19 protein-coding genes are annotated in these 19238 nt (G+C 68.2%); 7 read left to right on the plus strand and 12 right to left on the minus strand.

The window, feature by feature from the left end; genetic code table 11:
• Positions 1–25 precede the first annotated feature (25 nt).
• Positions 26–769, minus strand: coding sequence for a glycerophosphoryl diester phosphodiesterase (locus tag TSH64_RS05090; RefSeq protein WP_109095831.1), 744 nt, complete (start codon positions 767–769; stop codon positions 26–28).
• Between the two features lie 66 nt (positions 770–835).
• On the opposite strand from TSH64_RS05090, the gene TSH64_RS05095 reads away from it, so the two are divergent.
• Positions 836–1873, plus strand: a complete 1038-nt coding sequence (locus TSH64_RS05095) for a lysine-2,3-aminomutase-like protein (RefSeq protein WP_109095832.1) — start codon at positions 836–838, stop codon at positions 1871–1873.
• A 10-nt stretch (positions 1874–1883) separates the two neighbouring features.
• On the opposite strand, the gene TSH64_RS05100 is transcribed toward TSH64_RS05095, so the two are convergent.
• The 6 genes from TSH64_RS05100 to TSH64_RS05125 form a co-directional block, all read right to left on the minus strand.
• On the minus strand, positions 1884–2231 hold the full coding sequence (locus TSH64_RS05100) for a GIY-YIG nuclease family protein (RefSeq protein ID WP_109095833.1): 348 nt from the start codon (positions 2229–2231) through the stop codon (positions 1884–1886).
• A 79-nt stretch (positions 2232–2310) separates the two neighbouring features.
• Positions 2311–2841: a TspO/MBR family protein gene (locus TSH64_RS05105; RefSeq protein ID WP_109095834.1), complete on the minus strand. Its 531-nt coding sequence runs from the start codon at positions 2839–2841 to the stop codon at positions 2311–2313.
• A 49-nt stretch (positions 2842–2890) separates the two neighbouring features.
• Complete coding sequence (holA, locus tag TSH64_RS05110; protein ID WP_109095835.1) at positions 2891–3916, minus strand: DNA polymerase III subunit delta; 1026 nt, start codon at positions 3914–3916, stop codon at positions 2891–2893.
• 18 nt (positions 3917–3934) lie between these two features.
• On the minus strand, positions 3935–4399 hold the full coding sequence (lptE, locus tag TSH64_RS05115) for an LPS assembly lipoprotein LptE (protein ID WP_247872763.1): 465 nt from the start codon (positions 4397–4399) through the stop codon (positions 3935–3937).
• A gap of 109 nt (positions 4400–4508) precedes the next feature.
• A complete protein-coding gene (gene leuS / locus TSH64_RS05120) occupies positions 4509–7073 on the minus strand; it encodes a leucine--tRNA ligase (RefSeq protein ID WP_109095837.1) in 2565 nt (854 codons plus the stop codon).
• A 71-nt stretch (positions 7074–7144) separates the two neighbouring features.
• Positions 7145–7684 (minus strand): DUF3576 domain-containing protein, encoded by a 540-nt coding sequence (locus TSH64_RS05125; protein WP_098740706.1) that lies wholly within the window; start codon positions 7682–7684, stop codon positions 7145–7147.
• Positions 7685–8019: 335 nt separating this feature from the next.
• Between TSH64_RS05125 and TSH64_RS05130 the strand changes: the two genes are divergently transcribed.
• From TSH64_RS05130 to TSH64_RS05140, 3 genes are all read left to right on the plus strand, one after another.
• Positions 8020–9183 carry a porin gene (locus TSH64_RS05130; protein ID WP_109452307.1) on the plus strand — a complete coding sequence of 388 codons (1164 nt, stop codon included), beginning with the start codon at positions 8020–8022 and terminating at the stop codon, positions 9181–9183.
• A 330-nt stretch (positions 9184–9513) separates the two neighbouring features.
• Positions 9514–10614, plus strand: coding sequence for a porin (locus TSH64_RS05135; protein ID WP_109095838.1), 1101 nt, complete (start codon positions 9514–9516; stop codon positions 10612–10614).
• 362 nt (positions 10615–10976) lie between these two features.
• Entirely contained in the window at positions 10977–12065 is a 1089-nt protein-coding gene (locus TSH64_RS05140) for a porin (protein ID WP_109095839.1), read from the plus strand.
• A 76-nt stretch (positions 12066–12141) separates the two neighbouring features.
• Here TSH64_RS05140 and TSH64_RS05145 read toward each other — a convergent pair whose 3' ends face one another.
• Positions 12142–12726 (minus strand): hypothetical protein, encoded by a 585-nt coding sequence (locus TSH64_RS05145; RefSeq protein ID WP_109095840.1) that lies wholly within the window; start codon positions 12724–12726, stop codon positions 12142–12144.
• A 232-nt stretch (positions 12727–12958) separates the two neighbouring features.
• On the opposite strand from TSH64_RS05145, the gene TSH64_RS05150 reads away from it, so the two are divergent.
• Positions 12959–13615: a YggS family pyridoxal phosphate-dependent enzyme gene (locus tag TSH64_RS05150; RefSeq protein WP_109095841.1), complete on the plus strand. Its 657-nt coding sequence runs from the start codon at positions 12959–12961 to the stop codon at positions 13613–13615.
• An 18-nt stretch (positions 13616–13633) separates the two neighbouring features.
• On the opposite strand, the gene TSH64_RS05155 is transcribed toward TSH64_RS05150, so the two are convergent.
• The 3 genes from TSH64_RS05155 to ribA form a co-directional block, all read right to left on the minus strand.
• The gene (locus tag TSH64_RS05155; protein ID WP_109095842.1) at positions 13634–14218 is read right to left on the minus strand and encodes a L,D-transpeptidase family protein; all 585 of its coding nucleotides are present in this window, start codon (positions 14216–14218) and stop codon (positions 13634–13636) included.
• Positions 14215–15183, minus strand: coding sequence for a hypothetical protein (locus TSH64_RS05160; protein WP_109095843.1), 969 nt, complete (start codon positions 15181–15183; stop codon positions 14215–14217). The genes TSH64_RS05155 and TSH64_RS05160 overlap by 4 nt, the downstream gene beginning before the upstream one ends.
• A 216-nt stretch (positions 15184–15399) precedes the next feature.
• Positions 15400–16662 (minus strand): GTP cyclohydrolase II, encoded by a 1263-nt coding sequence (ribA, locus tag TSH64_RS05165; RefSeq protein WP_199237755.1) that lies wholly within the window; start codon positions 16660–16662, stop codon positions 15400–15402.
• Positions 16663–16954: 292 nt separating this feature from the next.
• Between ribA and TSH64_RS05170 the strand changes: the two genes are divergently transcribed.
• Together TSH64_RS05170 and TSH64_RS05175 are read left to right on the plus strand one after the other, a co-directional pair.
• Positions 16955–17473: a glycosyl transferase gene (locus TSH64_RS05170; protein ID WP_109095844.1), complete on the plus strand. Its 519-nt coding sequence runs from the start codon at positions 16955–16957 to the stop codon at positions 17471–17473.
• Positions 17474–17610: 137 nt separating this feature from the next.
• Positions 17611–18315, plus strand: a complete 705-nt coding sequence (locus tag TSH64_RS05175; protein ID WP_109095845.1) for a response regulator transcription factor — start codon at positions 17611–17613, stop codon at positions 18313–18315.
• Between the two features lie 57 nt (positions 18316–18372).
• Here the strand turns inward: TSH64_RS05175 and TSH64_RS05180 are convergent, their stop codons facing one another.
• Positions 18373–19152 (minus strand): hypothetical protein, encoded by a 780-nt coding sequence (locus TSH64_RS05180; protein ID WP_109095846.1) that lies wholly within the window; start codon positions 19150–19152, stop codon positions 18373–18375.
• Positions 19153–19238 lie beyond the last annotated feature (86 nt).

Below are 19238 nucleotides of genomic sequence, written 5' to 3' on the forward strand. Positions count from 1 at the left end.
CACCGGCGGATCGTCGGGCTTCCCATCAGGCATCCGCCGCCAGTTCGGCGGCGAGCCGGCCGGGCGCATCGGTGAAGACCGCCGACACGCCCCAGCCGAACAGGGTCCGGGCGCGCTCCGCGTCATTGACGGTGTAGGCCAGCACCGGCCGGCCGGTGGCGCGGTACTCGGCCACGCTGTCCGCCGTCTGGCGGTCCTGATGGACGTTCAGCGTCGCCGCGCCGATGCGATCGGCGATGGAAGCCCAGTCGGAGGGCGGGTCCCACAGCAGATAGCCGCGCGGGATCTTCGGCCACAGACGCTGCGCCACCTCCAGGCAGGGAACCTCGAAGCTGGAGAGCAGAAGCGGCCGGTCAGACGGCCACAGCGGGCGCAGGGTGTTCAGCGCCACCTCCGCCGTGATCTCCTCCTGCCCCGGATAGGGCTTGATCTCCAGGTTCAGGCCCAGGCCCAGGTCATTGACCAGCGCCACCGCCTCCTCCAGCGTCGGCACGCGCTCGCCGACGAAGGCGGCATCGAACCAGCGCCCGGCGTCGAGCGACTGCAGCTCCGCCAGATCCAGCAGCGGGACGGCGCCGCTGCCGGTGGTGGTGCGGTCCAGCGTGTCGTCATGGATCAGCACAGGGCGCTGGTCGCGGGTCAGCATGACGTCCACCTCGACCCAGCGGGCGCCCTGGCGGGCGGCTTCGCGGATCGAGGCGAGGGTGTTTTCCGGGGCGCTTTCCTTGGCGCCGCGATGGCCGATCAGGCGGGGAAGAGTCGACAGCATGGGTCTCGCAGGAGTAAGAGCGGTCGCTTTCCTACATGACCCATTCCGTCGAAGCGGGAAAGAGCGATGAAGGCCCTGCACAGCGTTTCCGATCTGGTGGCCGCCGGGCTGATGACGCCGGAGGCCGGCGATGCCGTGCGCACGGTCGCCGACCGCTATGCCGTGGCGTTGACCCCGTACCTGCGCGAGGCGCTGGCCGGACGCATGGATCCGCGGGATCCCCTCTATGCCCAATATGTCCCCTCCCCGGCCGAGGCGTACAGCACGCCGGAGGAACTCGCGGATCCCATCGGCGACGTGGCGCGCAGCCCGGTGAAGGGCATCGTCCACCGCTATCCCGACCGGGTGCTGCTGAAGCCGCTGCACGCCTGCGCGGTCTATTGCCGTTTCTGCTTCCGCCGCGAGATGGTCGGCCCGGGCGGCGAGGCACTGACCGCCGAGGAGATGGATGCGGCGCTGGCCTATATCCGCGAGCATGAGGAGGTATGGGAGGTGGTGATCACCGGCGGCGACCCGCTGCTGCTGTCGCCGCGCCGGCTGCGCGGGATCGTCCACGCGCTGTCGGCCATGCCGCATGTCGGTGTCGTCCGTCTGCACAGCCGCATTCCCGCCGCCGATCCCGACCGTGTCACGCCGGAACTGGTGGAGGCGCTGACCGCCCCTGACCTCGCCACCTGGGTCGCCGTCCACATCAACCATGCCGACGAACTGACTCCGCCGGTGCGGGCGGCGCTGGCCCGGCTGGTCGGGGCCGGCATCCCGCTGGTCGGACAAACCGTGCTGCTGAAGGGCATCAACGACAGCCATGCCGCGCTGGAGGCTCTGTTCCGCGGGATGGTCCGCAACCGGGTGAAGCCCTATTACCTGCATCATCCCGACCTTGCCGCCGGCACCAGCCATTTCCGTCCGACGCTGGCGGAGGGGCAGGCACTGGTGACCGGCCTGCGCGGGAAACTGTCCGGCCTGTGCCAGCCGACCTACGTGCTCGACATTCCCGGCGGCCATGGCAAAGCCCCCGCCGCCCCGGCCTGGATCGAAGCGGAGGACGGGAACCGCTATCGCGTGACCGACTTCACCGGCCGGGTTCACGACTACCGCGGCTGAGCGCCCGCCCTCAGATCGCTTCTGCCCGCAAAGCCGCAACCCAATGGGCGACCCGCGCCTTCAGGGCGGCAGCGCGGGCGAAGGCAAGTTCCTCGTCTTCCAGCGGCTCGACGATCTCGAACGCCAGCGACTCGGCGCCATGGGCGTTCCAGGCCACCTGCAGGCTGCGGTGCGGGCAGCCGCCCATCTTCAGTTGGAACCAGAGGCGGTTCCGGATCTTGTCGAGGTCCGGCGCGCCGCCCACCCACACCGTACCGGAGGCCCCGCAACGGACGGCGAAGACACCGGCCACGCTCTTGCGCTCCTTGTAGGCGGCCACTGCCGCCTTTCGATCCTCTTTCCCAACCGTCGCCGCCATAGCCTTCACTCCTTCGCGGGTTATCTGTCCCGATTGGTTATACCCGGGTGATATTCCATGCAAGGTTTTTATCCGGGTTTTATCCCCAGAGGGCTGGCGTCCCGAACAGCGGATCGGGGTTGATGAGGGCATTGTGGATGCCGACCACCGAAGCGAAGCCGGTCCACAGGATCAACGGCGTCCAGATCAGCGCAATGCTTCGGTCGTCACGCCCCACCAGCGCGATGCAGATCGACGTGATGACGAAGAAGCACACCGTCCATGCCGCGGCGAGGATTGAGCTGCCCAGCGTGAAATAGACGAGGCTGAAGGTGGCGTAGATCGCCCAGGTCACCGCCTGGAGGCCGATCAGAAGCCCGCGGCTGCGGATTCGCCGCGCCGGGTCGATCAGGCGGATGTCTCCCCAGATCTGGAAGACATTCAGGGTGAACCACATCACCGGGAAGACCCAGCCCGGCGGCTGCAAGGGCGACGGGTGGTGCCCGGCAAAGGGCTGCCCGCCCCGCTCGACGAAGCCCCAGGCATTGACGATGACCCAGAACAGCAGGGGTTGCCACCAGCGGACCCGGAAGGGGGCGGGCGGTGGCGCGGAGTAAGTGGCGTCGCTCATGCTCCGCCAGATAGCGCACCGCCCCCAACGGTCAAGTCAGCGCCATCCTTCAGCGCCGGGCTCCCAGCGAGGCGAGCTGGAACAGCACGCGGGCGCACAGGGTCTCGTCCGGCATGTTGGTGCGCTTGCAGTCGGCCTCGGCATCGACCAGCCGCTCCAGCGCCTGCCGGACATGGTTGGGTGACCAGTGGCGCGCCTGCCTGACCAGCCGGGTTTTCAGCTTGAAGAAGACCGGCGGGCGCAGCGACTCGACGGCGGCCTCCGGCGACTTGCCGGCAGCGACCTGGGCGGTGAGCAGTTGCAGCCGCTGAAAATGGCGCTGGGCGCCGCGCAGGATCGGCACCGGCGAGGTGCCCTCGGCGAACAGGCGCGCCAGCGAGCGGTCGAGAGTCGCGAAATCGCCCTCCGCCGCCGCCCATATCGGCTCGTCCATCGACAGGGCGGCGCTATCGCCGATGCAGGCCTGGGCATCCTCTAGCCGCACGCGCCTTTCGCTGCCCATGTAGAGCGCCAGCTTTTCCGCCTCGCCGCGGGCAACCATGCGGTCGCCGACGAGGTTGCCGGCGAGGAAGCTCAGCACGTCGGGATCGGCGGTCAGCCCATGGCCTTGCAGAATGTCGGCGATGACGCGGCCGAGCGACGCCTCCTCCTCGACATAGCAGGGGATGGCGGCGGCGGCATCGTCCCCCTCGAACAGAAGCCGCAGCTTGGAGCGGGCTGAGAGGTCGCCCGACTCGACCACCACCAGGCTGTCGCCCGGCGGCGGGTTTTCCAGAAAGGCGGCAAAGGCGGCGGTGGCGTTGTCCTCGGCATCGCGGACGCGGATCAGGCGCCGGCCGCCGGTGAAGGAGATCGCCGCCGCCTCGTCCGCCAGCCGCGCCGGATCGTCGGCAATGGCGCGCCCCAGGAACTCAGCGACGCGGAAGGGATCGGACAGGTCCGGCACCACCGTCTTGCCCAGCGTCTGGGCGCGGTCGCGGACGAGCCCCGAGTCGGGGCCATAAAGCAGCACCGCCCGAACCTTGCGGTCCGGGCTGCGCAGAAAACCATCGATCGCCTTGGGCTGGAGCTTCACCCGTGCATCCCCGGCCGGTCAGGACCCGCGGCCGAGAAACATGGCGACGCGGGTGGTGATGTCGTTGGAGATGTCTTCGAGCGCCCGATCATAAGCGTTCTGCACTGTCACGATGGCGGCGTAATGCTGCTCCAGCGTGTTGTAGCTGACCATCGAGCGCGAGCTGGACTGGAACACGACCTGCCCGGTCTGGGTGTCGGTCAACCGGTAGGGGGCGTTGACCAGCAGCTGGGCGCGCACCGCGGTGGCGTCCTTCTGCAAGGCCAGTTTCTGTTCCGACGCCGTCAGCGACACTTCCAGCCGGTAGCGCGGAGCGCTCGGCCGCTCCGACGGGTAGAAATTGTCGATCAGCAGGTTGCGGAGCTTCTGCCCTTCGCGGTTGGGGATCGACGCGATGTCGACCTCCATCAGCCGCTCGGACGCGGCGGCCCCGATGCCCTTGCCGCCATAGAGCGGCTGGAACCCGCAGCCCGACAGGGACACGGCGGATAGGCCGAGCGCGAGGGCGAAAAGCCCCCGCGCCGCGGCCCGACGGAGTGGGGCCTGACGGGGCGGGCTCCGGCGGAACGAGCCCTGGCGGATCGATCTGGGATCAGACGACGACATTGATCACCCGGTTCGGGACGACGATGACCTTGCGCGCCGGCTTGCCGTCCATGGCGCGCTGGACGTTGACATCGGCAAGTGCCGCCTGCTCCGCCGCATCCTTGTCCATGTCGCGCGGCAGTTCCAGCGTGGCGCGCAGCTTGCCGTTGACCTGGACCGCGACCTTGATGCTGTCCTCCACCACCAGGGCGGGGTCGGCCTCCGGCCAGGGCTGGTCGGCCAGCAGGCGGCCGTGGCCCAGCTGCGCCCACAGCTCTTCGCCCAGATGCGGCATCATCGGACCGACGAGACGGACCAGCGACTCGAAGCCCTCGCGCAGGACCCAGCCCTCGCCGTCACCCTTGCCGTCCAGCTCGCCCAGCGCGTTGGACAGCTCGCGAACGCGGGCTACCGCCTTGTTGAAGCGGAACTTGTCGAGATCCTCCGACACGCCGGCGATGGTCTTGTGGACCAGGCGACGGACGGCCTCGGCCTTCGGGCTGAGCAACTCGGGCTTCGGCGTCCCGGCGGCCGGCAGGTCCGCCTCGGTCATCATCCGCCACAGGCGGTTGATGTAGCGCCAGGCACCGTCGATGCCGGCCTCGGTCCACTCCAGATCGCGTTCCGGCGGGCTGTCGGACAGCATGAACAGGCGGGCGGCGTCGGCGCCGTAGGTGCCGATGATGTGCGCCGGATCCACCACGTTCTTCTTGGACTTCGACATCTTCTCGACACGGCCGACATTGACCGGCGCACCGGTGTCGGCCCGGACCCACTCGCCCTTGTCGTTCTTCGTCAGGTCGGTCGGAGCCAGCCAGGCGCCGGTGCCGGAGTCCTTGTAGGTCTCGTGGTTGACCATGCCCTGGGTGAACAGGCCGGTGAACGGCTCGTCCAGGTTCAGGTAGCCGCAGGTCTTCAGCGCGCGCGTCCAGAAGCGGCTGTAGAGCAGGTGCAGGACCGCATGCTCGATGCCGCCGATATACTGGTCGACACCCAGCCAGTAATCGACCGCCTCGCGGGTGAAGGCCGCATCCTCGGTCTTCGGCGAGCAGAAGCGGGCGAAATACCAGGACGACTCGATGAAGGTGTCGAAGGTGTCCGTCTCGCGCAGCGCCGGCTTGCCGCAATTGGGGCAGCCGGTGTGCTTCCAGGTCGGGTGGTGGGCCAGCGGGTTGCCGGGCTTGTCGAAGGTCACATCCTCCGGCAGCACGACCGGCAGCTGGTCGTCCGGAACCGGAACGATGCCACACGACTCGCAATGGATGACCGGGATCGGGCAGCCCCAATAGCGCTGGCGGGACACGCCCCAGTCGCGCAGGCGGTACTGGGTGGTGCGCTCGCCCTGCTCCGCCGCTTCCAGCCGCTTGCCGGCCTCCTCCTTCGCCGACTCGGTGTCGAGTCCGTCGAGGAAGGCGGAGTTCCGCAGCACGCCGGGGCCGGTGTAGGCCTCGGTCCCGACCTCGAAGGCCGCCGGATCGGCATCGGCCGGAATCACCACCGGGCGGACCGGCAGACCGTACTTGCGGGCGAAATCCAGGTCGCGCTGGTCATGCGCCGGGCAGGCGAAGATGGCGCCCGTGCCGTATTCCATCAGCACGAAGTTGGCAACGTAGACCGGCAGCTCCCAGGACGGATCGAAGGGATGCACGACCGTCAGCCCGGTGTCGAAGCCGCGCTTCTCCGCCGTCTCGATCGCCTCTTCGCTGGTGCCCAGCCGGTTGCACTCGGCGATGAACTCGGCCAGTTCCGGGCTGGACGCGGCCAGTTCGGCCGCCAGCGGGTGATTCGGGGAGATCGCGGCGAAGGAGGCACCGAACAGCGTGTCCGGGCGGGTGGTGAACACCTCCAGATCGTCCTCGCGCCCCTTGATCTTGAAGCGGAACCGGACGCCGGTGGACTTGCCGATCCAGTTCTCCTGCATGATGCGGACGCGCTCGGGCCAGCGGTCCAGCGTCTCCAGGCCCTTCAGCAGGTCTTCGGCATAGGCGGTGATCTTCAGGAACCACTGCGACAGCTTGCGCTTCTCCACCAGCGCGCCGGTGCGCCAGCCGCGGCCGTCGATCACCTGCTCGTTGGCGAGAACGGTGTTGTCCACCGGATCCCAGTTCACCCAGGATTCCTTGCGGTAGGCGAGGCCCGCCTTCAGGAAATCCAGGAACATCTTCTGCTCGTGGCGATAATACTCCACATCGCAGGTGGCGATCTCGCGGTCCCAGTCGATGGACAGGCCCATCGTCTTCAGCTGCCCGCGCATGGTCGCGATGTTCTCGCGCGTCCAGGCGGCGGGATGGACCTTCTTCTCCAGCGCGGCGTTCTCCGCCGGCAGGCCGAAGGCGTCCCAGCCCATCGGGTGAAGGACGTTGAAGCCCTTGGCGCGCTTGAAGCGCGCGATCACGTCGCCGATGGTGTAGTTGCGGACGTGGCCCATGTGGATGCGCCCCGACGGATAGGGGAACATCTCCAGCACATAGTATTTGGGCCGGGAGGCGTCCTCGCGCGCGGTGAAACAGCCCTTGCTGTCCCACACGCCCTGCCACTTCGCCTCGGTTTCCTTGACATTGTAACGCGACATGAGCGCGACGCCGTTTTCCGTTGTACCAGATGCTCGAAAGGCCGGGACACCAGCCCGGACCGGCCGCCGCGTCAGCGGGCGGCGGCGTTCTGCGCCACGCGAAGCTGGCGGGCGCGGGTCAGAACCGCGTCCTCCAGGGTGCCGGCGGTTTCCGGCCCGACAGTGATGTCGCGCCAGTCGTTGCCGGTCCGCTGCTGCTTGAACACCGACACCCGGACGCCGTCGGCGCGCAGCTGGCGGTCCATGATGTAGAGGTTGACCTTGAACCGTTCGTTCGGCGAATCGGGCGGGGTGTACCAGTCGGTCAGGATCACGCCGCCGAACGGGTCGGCCGAGGCGATGGGCATGAAGGACAAGGTGTCGAGCGAAGCGCGCCACAGGAAGCTGTTCACGCCGATGCCCCCGGCCGTGTCCTGGTCGCCGCCACGCTTGTTCTTGCCGAACAGGTTCAGACCGCCGTCGGTGCCGAGCAGGCTGCCGAACTTGTAGTCCTTGTTCTTCATCTGCTCTTCGACGGTTTCGGTCTTGCCGCCCCAGCTTGCGCAGCCGGCGATCGAGACGGAAGCCGCGAGCAGTACAGGGACAAGGCGAAGGGCGGTCGAACGGCGCATGGTCGGGAACCCGGTTTAGAAAAGGGGTTGCCGCGCGCGAGTCACGCGCGGAATGCCGGTGAACAGACCATAAGTGGACGGCACCACGCAACAGCGGAAGCGTCTTTGCCCCACCCCGTCACAACAGGATGACAACAGGCGAAGCCTGCCGGGTTGCACTGCGGCGGGCTCGCCAAGGGCCTCCTTCTTAGTGTGCTCCGTGCGACACACTGTCCCCCCAATGCAGCAATCCCGGAGATTTGCCGCTTGCTGGCGAAGGCGGGGGTGCGTACGAAAGTCTCAGCCAGGACGTCAACCAGGCTGAAACATCTGCTGCCAGGATGGAGGCAAAAATCATGACCCGTTATCTGCTGGCCGGCGCTGCCGCCGCCGCTCTCGCCCTCGGCGCTGGCGCCGCCAACGCCCAGGCTAAGTTCGAAGTCAAGGTCGGCGGCGACGCCTACTTCGAAGCCGGCTACGTCGATCAGGATCTGGACTCCGGCCTGCGTTCGACCGAATTCCGCAACCGCATGCGCATCAACATCATCCCGTCCGCCAAGGCCGACAACGGCCTGGAGTACGGTGCGCGTATGCGTCTGCGTGCCAACGCTGGCACCAACAACGCCCGCAACACCGATGCCGACCGCGCTTACATCTTCGCGCAGGGCTCCTTCGGTCAGGTCCGCCTCGGCGTGACCAACTCGTTCAACGACGAGACCTACACGACCGCCCCGCTCGACTACCTGCCGCTCGGCATCTATGACGCGCTGCCGGCCTGGATCGGCACCACCGCCAACGGCCTGAACAGCGGCGCCGCCAGCACCGTCACCAACGGCAACACGATCATCACCCAGTCGCTGGTGGCGGAAGCCAACTCGACCAAGATCGTGTACTTCTCGCCGCGCTTCGCCGGCCTGCAGGTTGGCGCCAGCTACACCCCGCGTAACGACAGCTCGGCCACCGACGTCAACCGCGTCAAGCCGGTCGGCACGTTCGCCGCTGGCGGCGCTGGCACCTACACCGACATCGTCGAAGTCGGCGCCAACTACAACAACACCTTCGGCGGCGTGACCGTTAAGGCCAGCGCCGGCTACAACTGGGGCCGTGCCGTCGACGACGTCGTCGGTTCGAACTACAAGGATCTGAACGCCTGGCAGGCTGGCGCTCAGGTTGGTTACGCCGGCTTCGCCATCGGCGGCGGCTACATCGACTACGGCAAGTCGGGCCAGAACAAGCGTCCGGGCGTTGCCACCGAGAACACCCGCAACTGGGTTGTCGGCGCTCAGTACACCGCCGGCCCGATCGTTGTCGGTGCCAACTACAAGAACGGCAAGGACGCCGGTTCGTTCTTCACCGCCGGCGACCGCGAACTGCAGGTCTACGAAATCGGTGTCGGCTACACCGTCGCTCCGGGCCTGACCGTCCAGGCTCAGTACGACCACTTCAAGCTGGACAACGACGCCTCGCTCCGCGACGACAAGGGCGACGTCGTCCTGGTCCGCTCGATCCTGGCGTTCTAATCGATCTTTCGATCGAACGTCCGGCAACGGATGGAAAGGGCGGTGGCTTCGGCCACCGCCTTTTTTCTTGCCCATGCCTTCCCCTTGCCAACTTTGTAGGCAAGCCGCCTGATTTTCAGTCCAACCAAAGAGCAGAATTCAGCCACTCTTGGATTTTGCAATCATTCCAACCAGTTATGAGTGTGTTTTTGTTGCAACTGTGTTGCGAATGCGAAAGCGCGCCGCAGTTTGCCTCTTGCCGGAGTAATTGGAGAGCGGTTAAGTCTTGCTTACAAAGACAACCGACCGCTCCCGGCCAGAACGGGGCGTACGCATAAGGATGGATAATCCATGAAGCGCTCTCTCGTCATCGGCTGCGCCGCCGTTGCCCTCGCCGCCGGCTGCGGCACCGCCTCGGCCCAGTCCAAGTCCAAGTTCGACATCCTGCTGGGCGGCGACGCCTTCTTCCAGGGCGCCTATGTCGACCAGGACAACGACAACGGCCTGCGCAAGACCGAATTCGCCAACCGTTTCCGTCTGACCGTCACCCCGACGGCCAAGGCTGACAACGGCCTGGAATATGGCGCCCGCCTGCGCCTGCGTGCCTCCAACGGCACCAGCAACGTCCGCACCACCGACGCCGACCGCGCCTACATCTTCGTGAACGGCTCCTTCGGTTCGGTCCAGGCCGGTGTCGTCAACGGCCCGTCGGACGACTCGGGTGTCATCGGCCCGAACGTCGACGGCATCTCGGGCAGCCCGGACGGCTGGGTGTTCAACTACTACGGCGTGACCTCGCTGCCGTACGTTGTCGGTTCGCTGCGCACGCTCGAGTCGGGCGACGCCAGCACGAAGATCGTCTACTCGACCCCGAGCTTCGCCGGCTTCAAGCTGACCGCCGCCTACACCCCGACCTACGGCAGCAGCAACACCAACATCGAGCGCCGCAAGAACGTCACCTACAACGACATGGGTGAAGTTCAGGCCTACTATAAGGGCGCCTTCAGCGGCGTCGGCATCGAAGCCAGCGTTGCCTACCAGTTCGCCCAGGCCCCGACCGGCTTCGAAGACCTGTCGTCGATCCACAGCGGCGCCACCGTCACCTTCGGTCCGTTCGCCATCGGCGGCAGCTATGCCTTCAGCGGCGACAGCGGCTACCGCAAGGGCCACACCGGCGTTGACGACAACCAGGTCTGGCTGGTCGGTGCCCAGTACACCATCGGCCCGGTCATCCTGGCCGCCACCTACACCGACGCCAAGGGCGCCAACGTCGGCACCGGCGCCTTCTCCGCTGCCGATTACGCCCGCGCCCACGTCTACCAGGGCGGCGTGACCTACGCCGTGGCCCCGGGCCTGACCACCGGTCTGGAATACAGCTACGTCGACAACAAGTCCGGCGGTCGCAACAACGACGCCAACATCGTTCTGTGGGACACCCGCTTCTCCTTCTAAGGGACGGGTACCTGGCAGCAAACGTGAAGGCGGCGGAGAAATCCGCCGCCTCTTTTTTTGTCCATTTCCCAGCCGGAAGGCAGGCCGGCGCATGCCGAACAGGCTCATGCCTCAACTCGTCCGAAATAGGTAACCCTTCGGCGCAAGACTGCTGACTGTGACGCCCAATAAATCGGCAAGTATTTAATATATGAATTTACATGATCCGGAGTTCCGTGCTTTTCCCGTCACTGTCCTCGGAATGAGGTGACTTTCAACCCCGCCGCCACTTGTCGGAGTGGCGGTGGCAGGACTAAGTCTGGGGTCACAAGATACCGCTCGCGCCCCAATCTGACGGGACGCATGCACCGAGGATGACATCCATGAAGCGTTCTCTCGTCATTGGCTGCGCCGCCGTTGCTCTCGCCGCCGGCTGCGGCACCGCTTCTGCACAGTCCAAGTTCGACATCCTGCTGGGCGGCGACGCCTATTTCCAGGGCGCCTATGTCGACCAGGACGACAACACCGGCCTGCGCAAGACCGAGTTCGCCAACCGCTTCCGCCTGACCATCACCCCGACGGCCAAGGCCGACAACGGTCTGGAATACGGCGCCCGCCTGCGCCTACGCGCTGCCGGCGGCACCAACAACAACCGCAGCACCGACAGCGACCGCGCGTTCATGTTCGTGAACGGCGGCTTCGGCACCATCCAGGCCGGCGTGATCAACGGCCTGTCGGACGAATACGGCATCATCGGCCCGAACGTCGAAGGCATCGAAGGCTCGCCGGACGCGCAGTTCCTGAACTACTACGCGAACACCAACGGCGCGCCCTATGCGCTGGGCAGCCTGCGCACGCTGGAGTCGGGCGACGCCAGCAGCAAGATCATCTACCTGACGCCGAGCTTCGCCGGCTTCCAGGTCGGCGCCGCCTACACGCCGGTCTATGGCAGCAGCAACACCGACATCAACCGCCGCAAGAACAGCACCGCCTATCGCGACATGGGCGAGGTCCAGGCCACCTACAAAGGCGAGTTCGGCGGTTTCGGCCTGGAGGCGAGCGCCGCCTATCAGTTCGCCAAGGCGGCCAGCCAGCTTGAGGATCTGTCCTCGGTCCATGTCGGCGCCAACCTGTCCTACGCCGGCTTCAAGGTCGGCGGCAGCTACGCCTTCAGCGGCGACAGCGGCTATGCCAAGGGCACCCGCGGGGTGGACGACCAGCAGGTCTGGATCGTCGGCGCCAACTACGATTTCGGTTCGGTGATCCTGGCCGCCACCTACACCGACGCGAAGGGCATCGACAGCAACTTCGCCGGCCTGAACGCCCGTGCCCATGTCTGGCAGGCCGGCGTGACCTACACCGTTGCGCCGGGCCTGACCACGGGTCTGGAATACAGCTATCTCGACAACAAGGTCGGCGGCGTGAACAACGACGCCAACATCGTCCTGTGGGATACCCGCTTCGCCTTCTGAGCGGCAGGGTTCCGACGGCGGATACGAAAAGGGCGACGGAGAAATCCGTCGCCCTTTGTCGTTGTCCGGGACCGGCTTATTTCTTAGGCGCCGTTTTGGAGTCCTTGTCGGCCGTATCGCACGCCATGAACAGCACCGACGACTCCAGCGGCGTCCAGACCAGCAGGTAGCGCTCCTTGTCTCGGTCGCCGAGGAAGACGATCGTCTCCGAATCGGTGACCGACTTGGGATGGATCTCGCCCAGCAGGTAGCCCATGCGGCCGTAATTCGCCATGGTCCCCTGGAAGATGAAGTCCAGCCGCTCCTGATCGTCCTTCGCGACCTCCCAGCCGAACTGTTCCTGCCGCACGCAACGGCGGCCATATTCGTCCAGGACCTTGTCCATGAAGCTGCGATAGGTGCCGTCGTCGGTCAGCGGGTAGGCCGGCTCGCTGAAGCGGACCTTGGTCATCGGCGACCCCAGCATGACCTTGGCCTTGCCTTGCTTGGCACCGGGCTTCGCCGGGGCGGCAGCCTTGGGGGCCTGCTTCGGATGCTCCTCGGCATGGGCGGGGCTGGCGGCGGGAACGGCGACGCACCAGACGGCCACTGCGGCGGCGAACAGGCCGGCAGGGACGGCCGGCGTCAAGGCGGAGAGCAGGGAACGAAACGGACTCCGCATGCGGAGGTCTCCTCGATATGCAGAACGATGACGATACCCGCGCCGGCGATGGGGATGCGTCGGGCATGGTCGCTTGGGGCGCTTGCGTTTCCGCGGACCGTCCGCTAACACGCCGCGGAAGCGCTGTACACCCGCAGCGACCGGATTGGGGGCGGCCATGACGACGACGCAGGGCACTGGCAAAGATACGCGAACCGGCCCCGAAGCAGGCGGTTCCACGGTTGCGGACAGCGTGACGGGACGGCTCGACTCGGTGCGGCGTGCCATTGCGGAGACGGCATCCGCCTGCGGGCGCGACAAGAACGCCGTGACTCTGGTGGCGGTGTCGAAGACCCATCCGGCCGAAGCGGTGGAGGAGGCGCTTGCCGCCGGCCAGCGCGTGTTCGGCGAGAACCGCGTGCAGGAGGCCAAGGGCAAGTTCCCGGCGCTGAAGGAGCGCTTCCCGGACCTGGAACTGCATCTGATCGGGCCGCTCCAGACCAACAAGGTCAAGGATGCCGTAACATTGTTCGACGTGATCCAGACCCTGGACCGCCCGAAGCTGGCCGAGGCGCTGGCGGAGGAAATGACGAAGTCCGGCCGCCGGCCGCGCTGCCTGATCGAGGTGAACACCGGCGAGGAGCCGCAGAAGGCGGGAATCGCCCCGGCGGAGGTCGAGGCCTTCCTGGCCGACTGCCGCGACCGGCTGGGCCTGCCGGTCACTGGGCTGATGTGCATCCCGCCGGTGGACGAAGAGCCGGCCATGCATTTCGCCCTGCTTGCCGAGATGGCGCGCCGGCTGGGCCTGCCGGAGATCAGCATGGGCATGAGCGGGGATTACGAGACCGCCGTCCGCTTCGGCGCCACCCATGTGCGCGTCGGTACGGCGATCTTCGGTGCGCGTCCCTAACCCGGCCCAGTAACCGCCTCAACAGCAGGCGGCAGCATCGGAGACAGCCGGGCCGGCAACGCTGAGCGCGCTGCCCGGGCCGCAGTCCTTCAGCAGCCGGAGCATGTCCTCGGGCGCCAGCGCGACGCAGCCCGCAGTCGGCGTCCGGTCGGGACGGACGAGGTGCAGGAACACGGCACTGCCCATTCCCGGCACCACCGGGTCGTCATTGTGCCCCATCACCACCACGATGTCGTAGACGTGGTCGTCCCGCCACATCTCCTCATGGCTGGCCGGATAGGGGCGAACGACAGGCCGGTTGTAGGCGGGATCCTCCGGCGCGTCGCACCAGCCATCCTGCTCGGCGATGGGGTGGAGCGGCAGCCCGGTCTCCGGCGGCGGCAGCCGGTCGGCGCGCCACAGCACGCGGCGCAGCGGGAACCGGCCGACGGGGGTGGCGCCGTCGCCCTCCCGCTTGTCGGGGCGGACACCGCCACGGCCCAGCACGCAGGGCGCCTCCCCGCCCGGCCAGCGCAGGCGGCCGGTGGTGACCGGACCGACGCCGTCGGGTCCGACCTTGTCGGTGCCGGGGCGATCCGGCGTCACACCGATCTCGATGCTCATCCCGAAACCCGCGTGGTGCTGGTGGCCGTCTGCGCCGCTTTGCGCGACTGCTCGTACTTGGCCAGATTGCGCATCATCGTCTCCGACAGCATGTCCGGCGTGACCGGAGCCGATCCGGCGGCCGGTGGCGCGGACGGCGCGGCGTCGCCCGGCTGGTCGGGGGCCGGCTGCCCGGTGCCGGCCTGCGGCTGGCCACCATTGGCCGCCGTGGCACCGATGGCGCGGGCGGAGGCGGTCACCGCTCCCGGAACCGGCGCCGCAAAGCGGGGGGCACTGTGCTTCGCCAGGGCCGAACTGGCCAGCGGGGTGTCGCGCGCCGGCATCTTGCTGGGGTGCGGGGCGGCACCCGCGGCCAGCTGCGCGGTGAGGGCCGGCGAGGCCTCTGCCGATGCGGCTTTGGCAGCTGCCGGCGACGCGGCGGCAAGCCGGATCGGCTGTCCGGTGGCAGCGGGAGCCGGCGACGGTGCGGAGACAAGGTCGGCCGGCTTGGCGGCGGTCAGCGCCGCGGCAAGCCCGGTGGCAGGTGCCTGTTGCGGCTCCGCGGGGGAACCGGACGCCGCCGGCCCCCCCGAGGCGTCCGCGACGGCGGTGGAGGCGGCGGGATGGTCACCTCCCCCAAAGCCGAGCGAAGCCATGACCGTCTCACCCACATCCTTGCCGGTCGCCTGTTCGATCACCGCGTTGGCGATGGAGGCCATGCCGCCGATCACGCCGCCATACAGCATGTCGCCCATGATCCGCATGGAGGGCTGGATGGTGTCGCCGGTGATTTCGCGATAGACGGTGCTGACGATCGGAATGTGCTGCAGCGGGTTGATGATGTCCAGGAAGTCCCAGAAGGACATGTCGCCCTGGATTTCCACCGGACCGCCATTGTGGCCGTCGTTGATGACCGGCGACGCCTTCTCGCGCGGCACCGCACGCTGAACGGCGCTGCTGTCGATGGTGGTGGCGTCGATGGCCATGGGCGGTCTCCCGGCTCGGTGGTCACGACAGGTACAGCAAGCGCCGTGCCAAGCACCCGTGCCCGAACCGGAGCGGAATCACCCGTTTCGGGAGGTTCCGGACGGTCAGCACCCGGAATCCGATTCCCAGCACCGCAGGGACGGCAAGAGGGGCGGCAAGAACTGCCGGGCCGGCATGGCGATTCCTGCCTTGCCGGCCCAAGTTGGGCTGAAGGCTCAGAACATGTGGCCGCTGCGTTCCGCCTTGGTGCGGAGATAGGCCTCGTTGTGGCCGTTGGCGGGGAAGATGTGGGCCACACGTTCCACCACGGCGATGCCGCAGCGGGCGAGCTGGCGCAGCTTTTCCGGGTTGTTGGTCATCAGCCGGACCGAGTCGAAGCCAAGCTGCCGCAGCATCTCCGCCGCCGGCAGATAGACGCGCTCGTCGGCCTCGAAGCCGAGGATTTCGTTGGCGTCCACCGTGTCGAAGCCACGGTCCTGGATACGGTAGGCGCGCAGCTTGTTGACCAGCCCGATGCCGCGCCCCTCCTGCGCCAGATACAGCAGCACGCCGCTGCCCTGCCGGGCGATCTCGGCGATGGCACCGCGCAGCTGGTCGCCGCAGTCGCAGCGCAGCGACCCCAGCAGGTCCCCGGTGAAGCATTCCGAATGCAGGCGGGCCAGCACCGGCTGCGCCGGATCGGGATCGCCGATGACGATCGCCAGATGCTCAGGCCCGCCATCGGCCGGGCGGAAGGCGTAGATGCGCGTGTTCTCCGACCCGACCAGCGGCACCCGCGCGTCGGCGACGCGACGCAGGGTCCGCACCACATGCACGCGGTAATCGGCAACGTCCGATGCCCGCACCAGCAGCAGGTCATGCTCCGCCGCCCACTCCGCAGCGCTGACCGCTGCGCGTCCTGAAAGCGGTGACGGCAGGTCGGCGGTGATGGCGGCGGGCAGCAGGCGGGCCAGCCGGGCGAGGTCCACCGCCGCGGCCTCGCGGCTGCCGGGGCAGGCCTCGATGGCGGTCAGGCCGGCCGGCAGCGCATGCTGGGCCTGCGGATATTGTTCGGGATCGGCCAGCGCATGGGCCTGGTCGGCCGTCAACCCGTCGGGCCGGTCGAGCGTCATGGCGCCGAATGCCTCCGCCGCCGCACCGGGCGCCTGATCGTCGACGATGTCGCTCGCAGGCTGCGCCGCATCGGCGGCGGCCAGCCCCAGCACGACGGCGCGGCGGCGGGTGACCGCCAGCCGGGGAGTGCCGCCGGTCAGCGCCTTCAGCCGGTCCACCGTGTCGAGCGCCACCGACTCCACCGAGACTGCGGCGCCGATGGTGCCGTCGGCCGTCTCGATCGCCACCACCTCGCCCCGGCGCAGGGCGGCCAGAGCCCGGTCGACGGCGCGCACGGCGGCCTCGTCGATCGGAGCCGCTTTGGGAGCTGCCGCGGGCGCGGACAGGGTGACCGTGGTGATGGTGGAGGAGTGTTCGGCTTGCATCGTCAGCGGCTTTGCGTAGCGGGTGCGCCGGCTCCGGCGCGAAAAACGGGACATGGTGCGTTCGGCGGGCGAAGCAAAGCGCAGGTGGCGCGCCCCTGTCCAGCGATTCCCGCGCGCCACACCGTTGCCGAAGGCGCAACGATCCCGCTAGCCTCTCCCGCCCAGGAACCCTTTGGGACCGGATCGGGACGGAATGCCGGACGGAGTCGGCACCTCCAACGGGCCGATCCGCCGCCGGAACCTTGGGCGTTAGGATGAAAGCCACAGCCCTTCAACCGGGAGCCCTTCCCCCGTGACCATCCATTCGACGCCCCCCGGCCAGCCCGCTTCCGTGCATCTGGTGATGCCGGCCGATCTTCCGGCCCACGCCTATGGCCGCCGCATGGTCGAAGCGCTGCGCGCCGCCGGAGCCGGCATCACCATCCATGCCCTGCCCGGCCCACACCCGCGGGTCGATCCGTCGGCGATCCTGGCGGCCGACGTCGCGCTGGCACGGCTGCCCGACGGCGCTCCGGTCCTGCTGGACGGCAACGCCCTGGCCAATCTCGCCGCCAGCCTGACGGCCGACAGCCGACGCCTGCGCTTCACCGCGCTGGTCGAGCGTCTGCATTGGGCAGACCCCGCGCTGCCCGCCGACGAGGCCGCGGCCCGCCGCAATCTGGAACAGGGGGCACTGGCGCTGATGCGCCGCATCGCGGTGCCGGACGATACGGTCGCCGCCGCCGTGCGGGAGCTGGGCGTTCAGCCCGACCGGGTCGTCCGTGCCGATCCGGACGCGGACGGGGCGGCGGCACTGCTGGCGGTTCTGTAAAGGCCCGGCTCTTCTCGCCACAAGCCATCACGACAATCAGCCGGCACCATGCTACTAAGGCGCGGCCTCGGCACTGCCACCGACGGCATCCGCCCCCCGATCCCGTGCCGCAGCCCCGTGCAGCCCCCATACAGCCCATGACCATCGCAAAGCGCATCCTCCTGGTCGACGACGACACCGCCCTGCGCCAGTCGCTGGCAGAACAGCTTCGGCTGCTGGAGGAGGTCGAGACCGAGGAAGCGGGCGACGGCGCCGGCGCGCTGAAGGCGGTTCGCACGGCGGCCGGGGCGGGAACCGGCTTTTCCGCCATCCTGCTCGATGTCGGGCTGCCGGACATGGATGGGCGCGACGTGTGCAAGCTGCTGCGGCGCGAGGGCGTGCGCTGCCCGGTCATCATGCTGACCGCATCCGCCAGCGATGCCGATACCATCCTGGGTCTGGAGTCCGGTGCCAGCGACTATGTGACCAAGCCCTTTCGCCTGGGCGTGCTGATCGCCCGCCTGCGTGCACAGTTGCGCCAGTTCGAGCAGACGGAGGACGCGGTCTTCGCCATCGGCCCCTACAGCTTCCGCCCCGGCGCCAAGCTGCTGTTGGACGAGGCCGCCAACCGCAAGATCCGCCTGACCGAGAAGGAAACGGCGATCCTGAAATACCTGTACCGTGCCGGCGACCTGGTGGTCGGGCGCGAAACCCTGCTGGGGGAGGTCTGGGGCTACAACGCCGCGGTCACCACCCACACGCTGGAGACCCACGTCTACCGCCTGCGCCAGAAGATCGAGGCCGATCCGTCGAATGCCCGCATCCTGGTGACGGAGCCCGGCGGCTATCGTCTGGTGCCCTAGCCACCGATCGACTGGGGCGCCAATCAACTTGGACCGCCGACCGACTGGGACCGCCGCTCACCGCCCGACGGGGGCCAGCCCCCGCCGGCTTCCCCGTTCGGCGATGGTGACCTCGCCGGCGAAACCCAGCCAGCGGTGACGCTCGCCCGCCTGGGGCTTGGCATTGGGCTTGACGTGGAGCCTGGACTGGGTGCTGCCCAGGCCGCAGGCGGAAGGACCGACCCACAGCCCGCGGCCGCGCGGCACCACCGGCAGCAGCCGCAGCTTGCGCCCGACGATCGCCATCCGGCGGCGCCAATGGGCGACGTCGTGCGGCGAAACGCCGACCCGGCGCGCGATCTCGCGATCCGACAGCAGCGCGCTGCCGGGGTCCTGCAACAGTTCCAGAACGGCGCGCCGCTTGTCGGTGTCGGCATGGCGGGAGTGCTTGCGCTCCAGCGCCTTGCCCATGTCCCACAGCTTCTCCGCGGTTTCGCGCGCCAGTGTGCGCCAACGGTCGGCCTCCTCGCGCTGGCGGTCGGCATCGCCCGCCGCCTTGTCGAGCTGCCGGCGCAGGGTGGCGAGTTCCAGTTCCAGATCCTTCACCTGCCGGCGCAGGCCGCGCACCAGCTCGTCCGGCGGCGGCGGCGGAGCCGGCGCGGAAGCGGGTTCGGACGGATGGACGGTCGGCGGCTCGGGAGCAGGCGGCACCGGCGTGCGTGCACGCTCCGCCAGATCGCGGAAGGACAGCCCGGCGCGGGACAGCATGATGCGGGCGGCGCGCAGTGCGGACAGCGCCTCGCCCTGATGCTCCGACTCGGCCATGGCGAGGACTTTGGCGAGCTTGTCAGGATCCATCCGCGTCGGGTTCCGCCGGAGCCGGTCCCCACCCGCGCGGGGACCTGAGAGAAGTCATGCCGCGCACCACGCGACGAGGCCCCAAC

Source organism: Azospirillum sp. TSH64, assembly GCF_003116035.1.
Classification (GTDB): Bacteria; Pseudomonadota; Alphaproteobacteria; order Azospirillales; family Azospirillaceae; genus Azospirillum.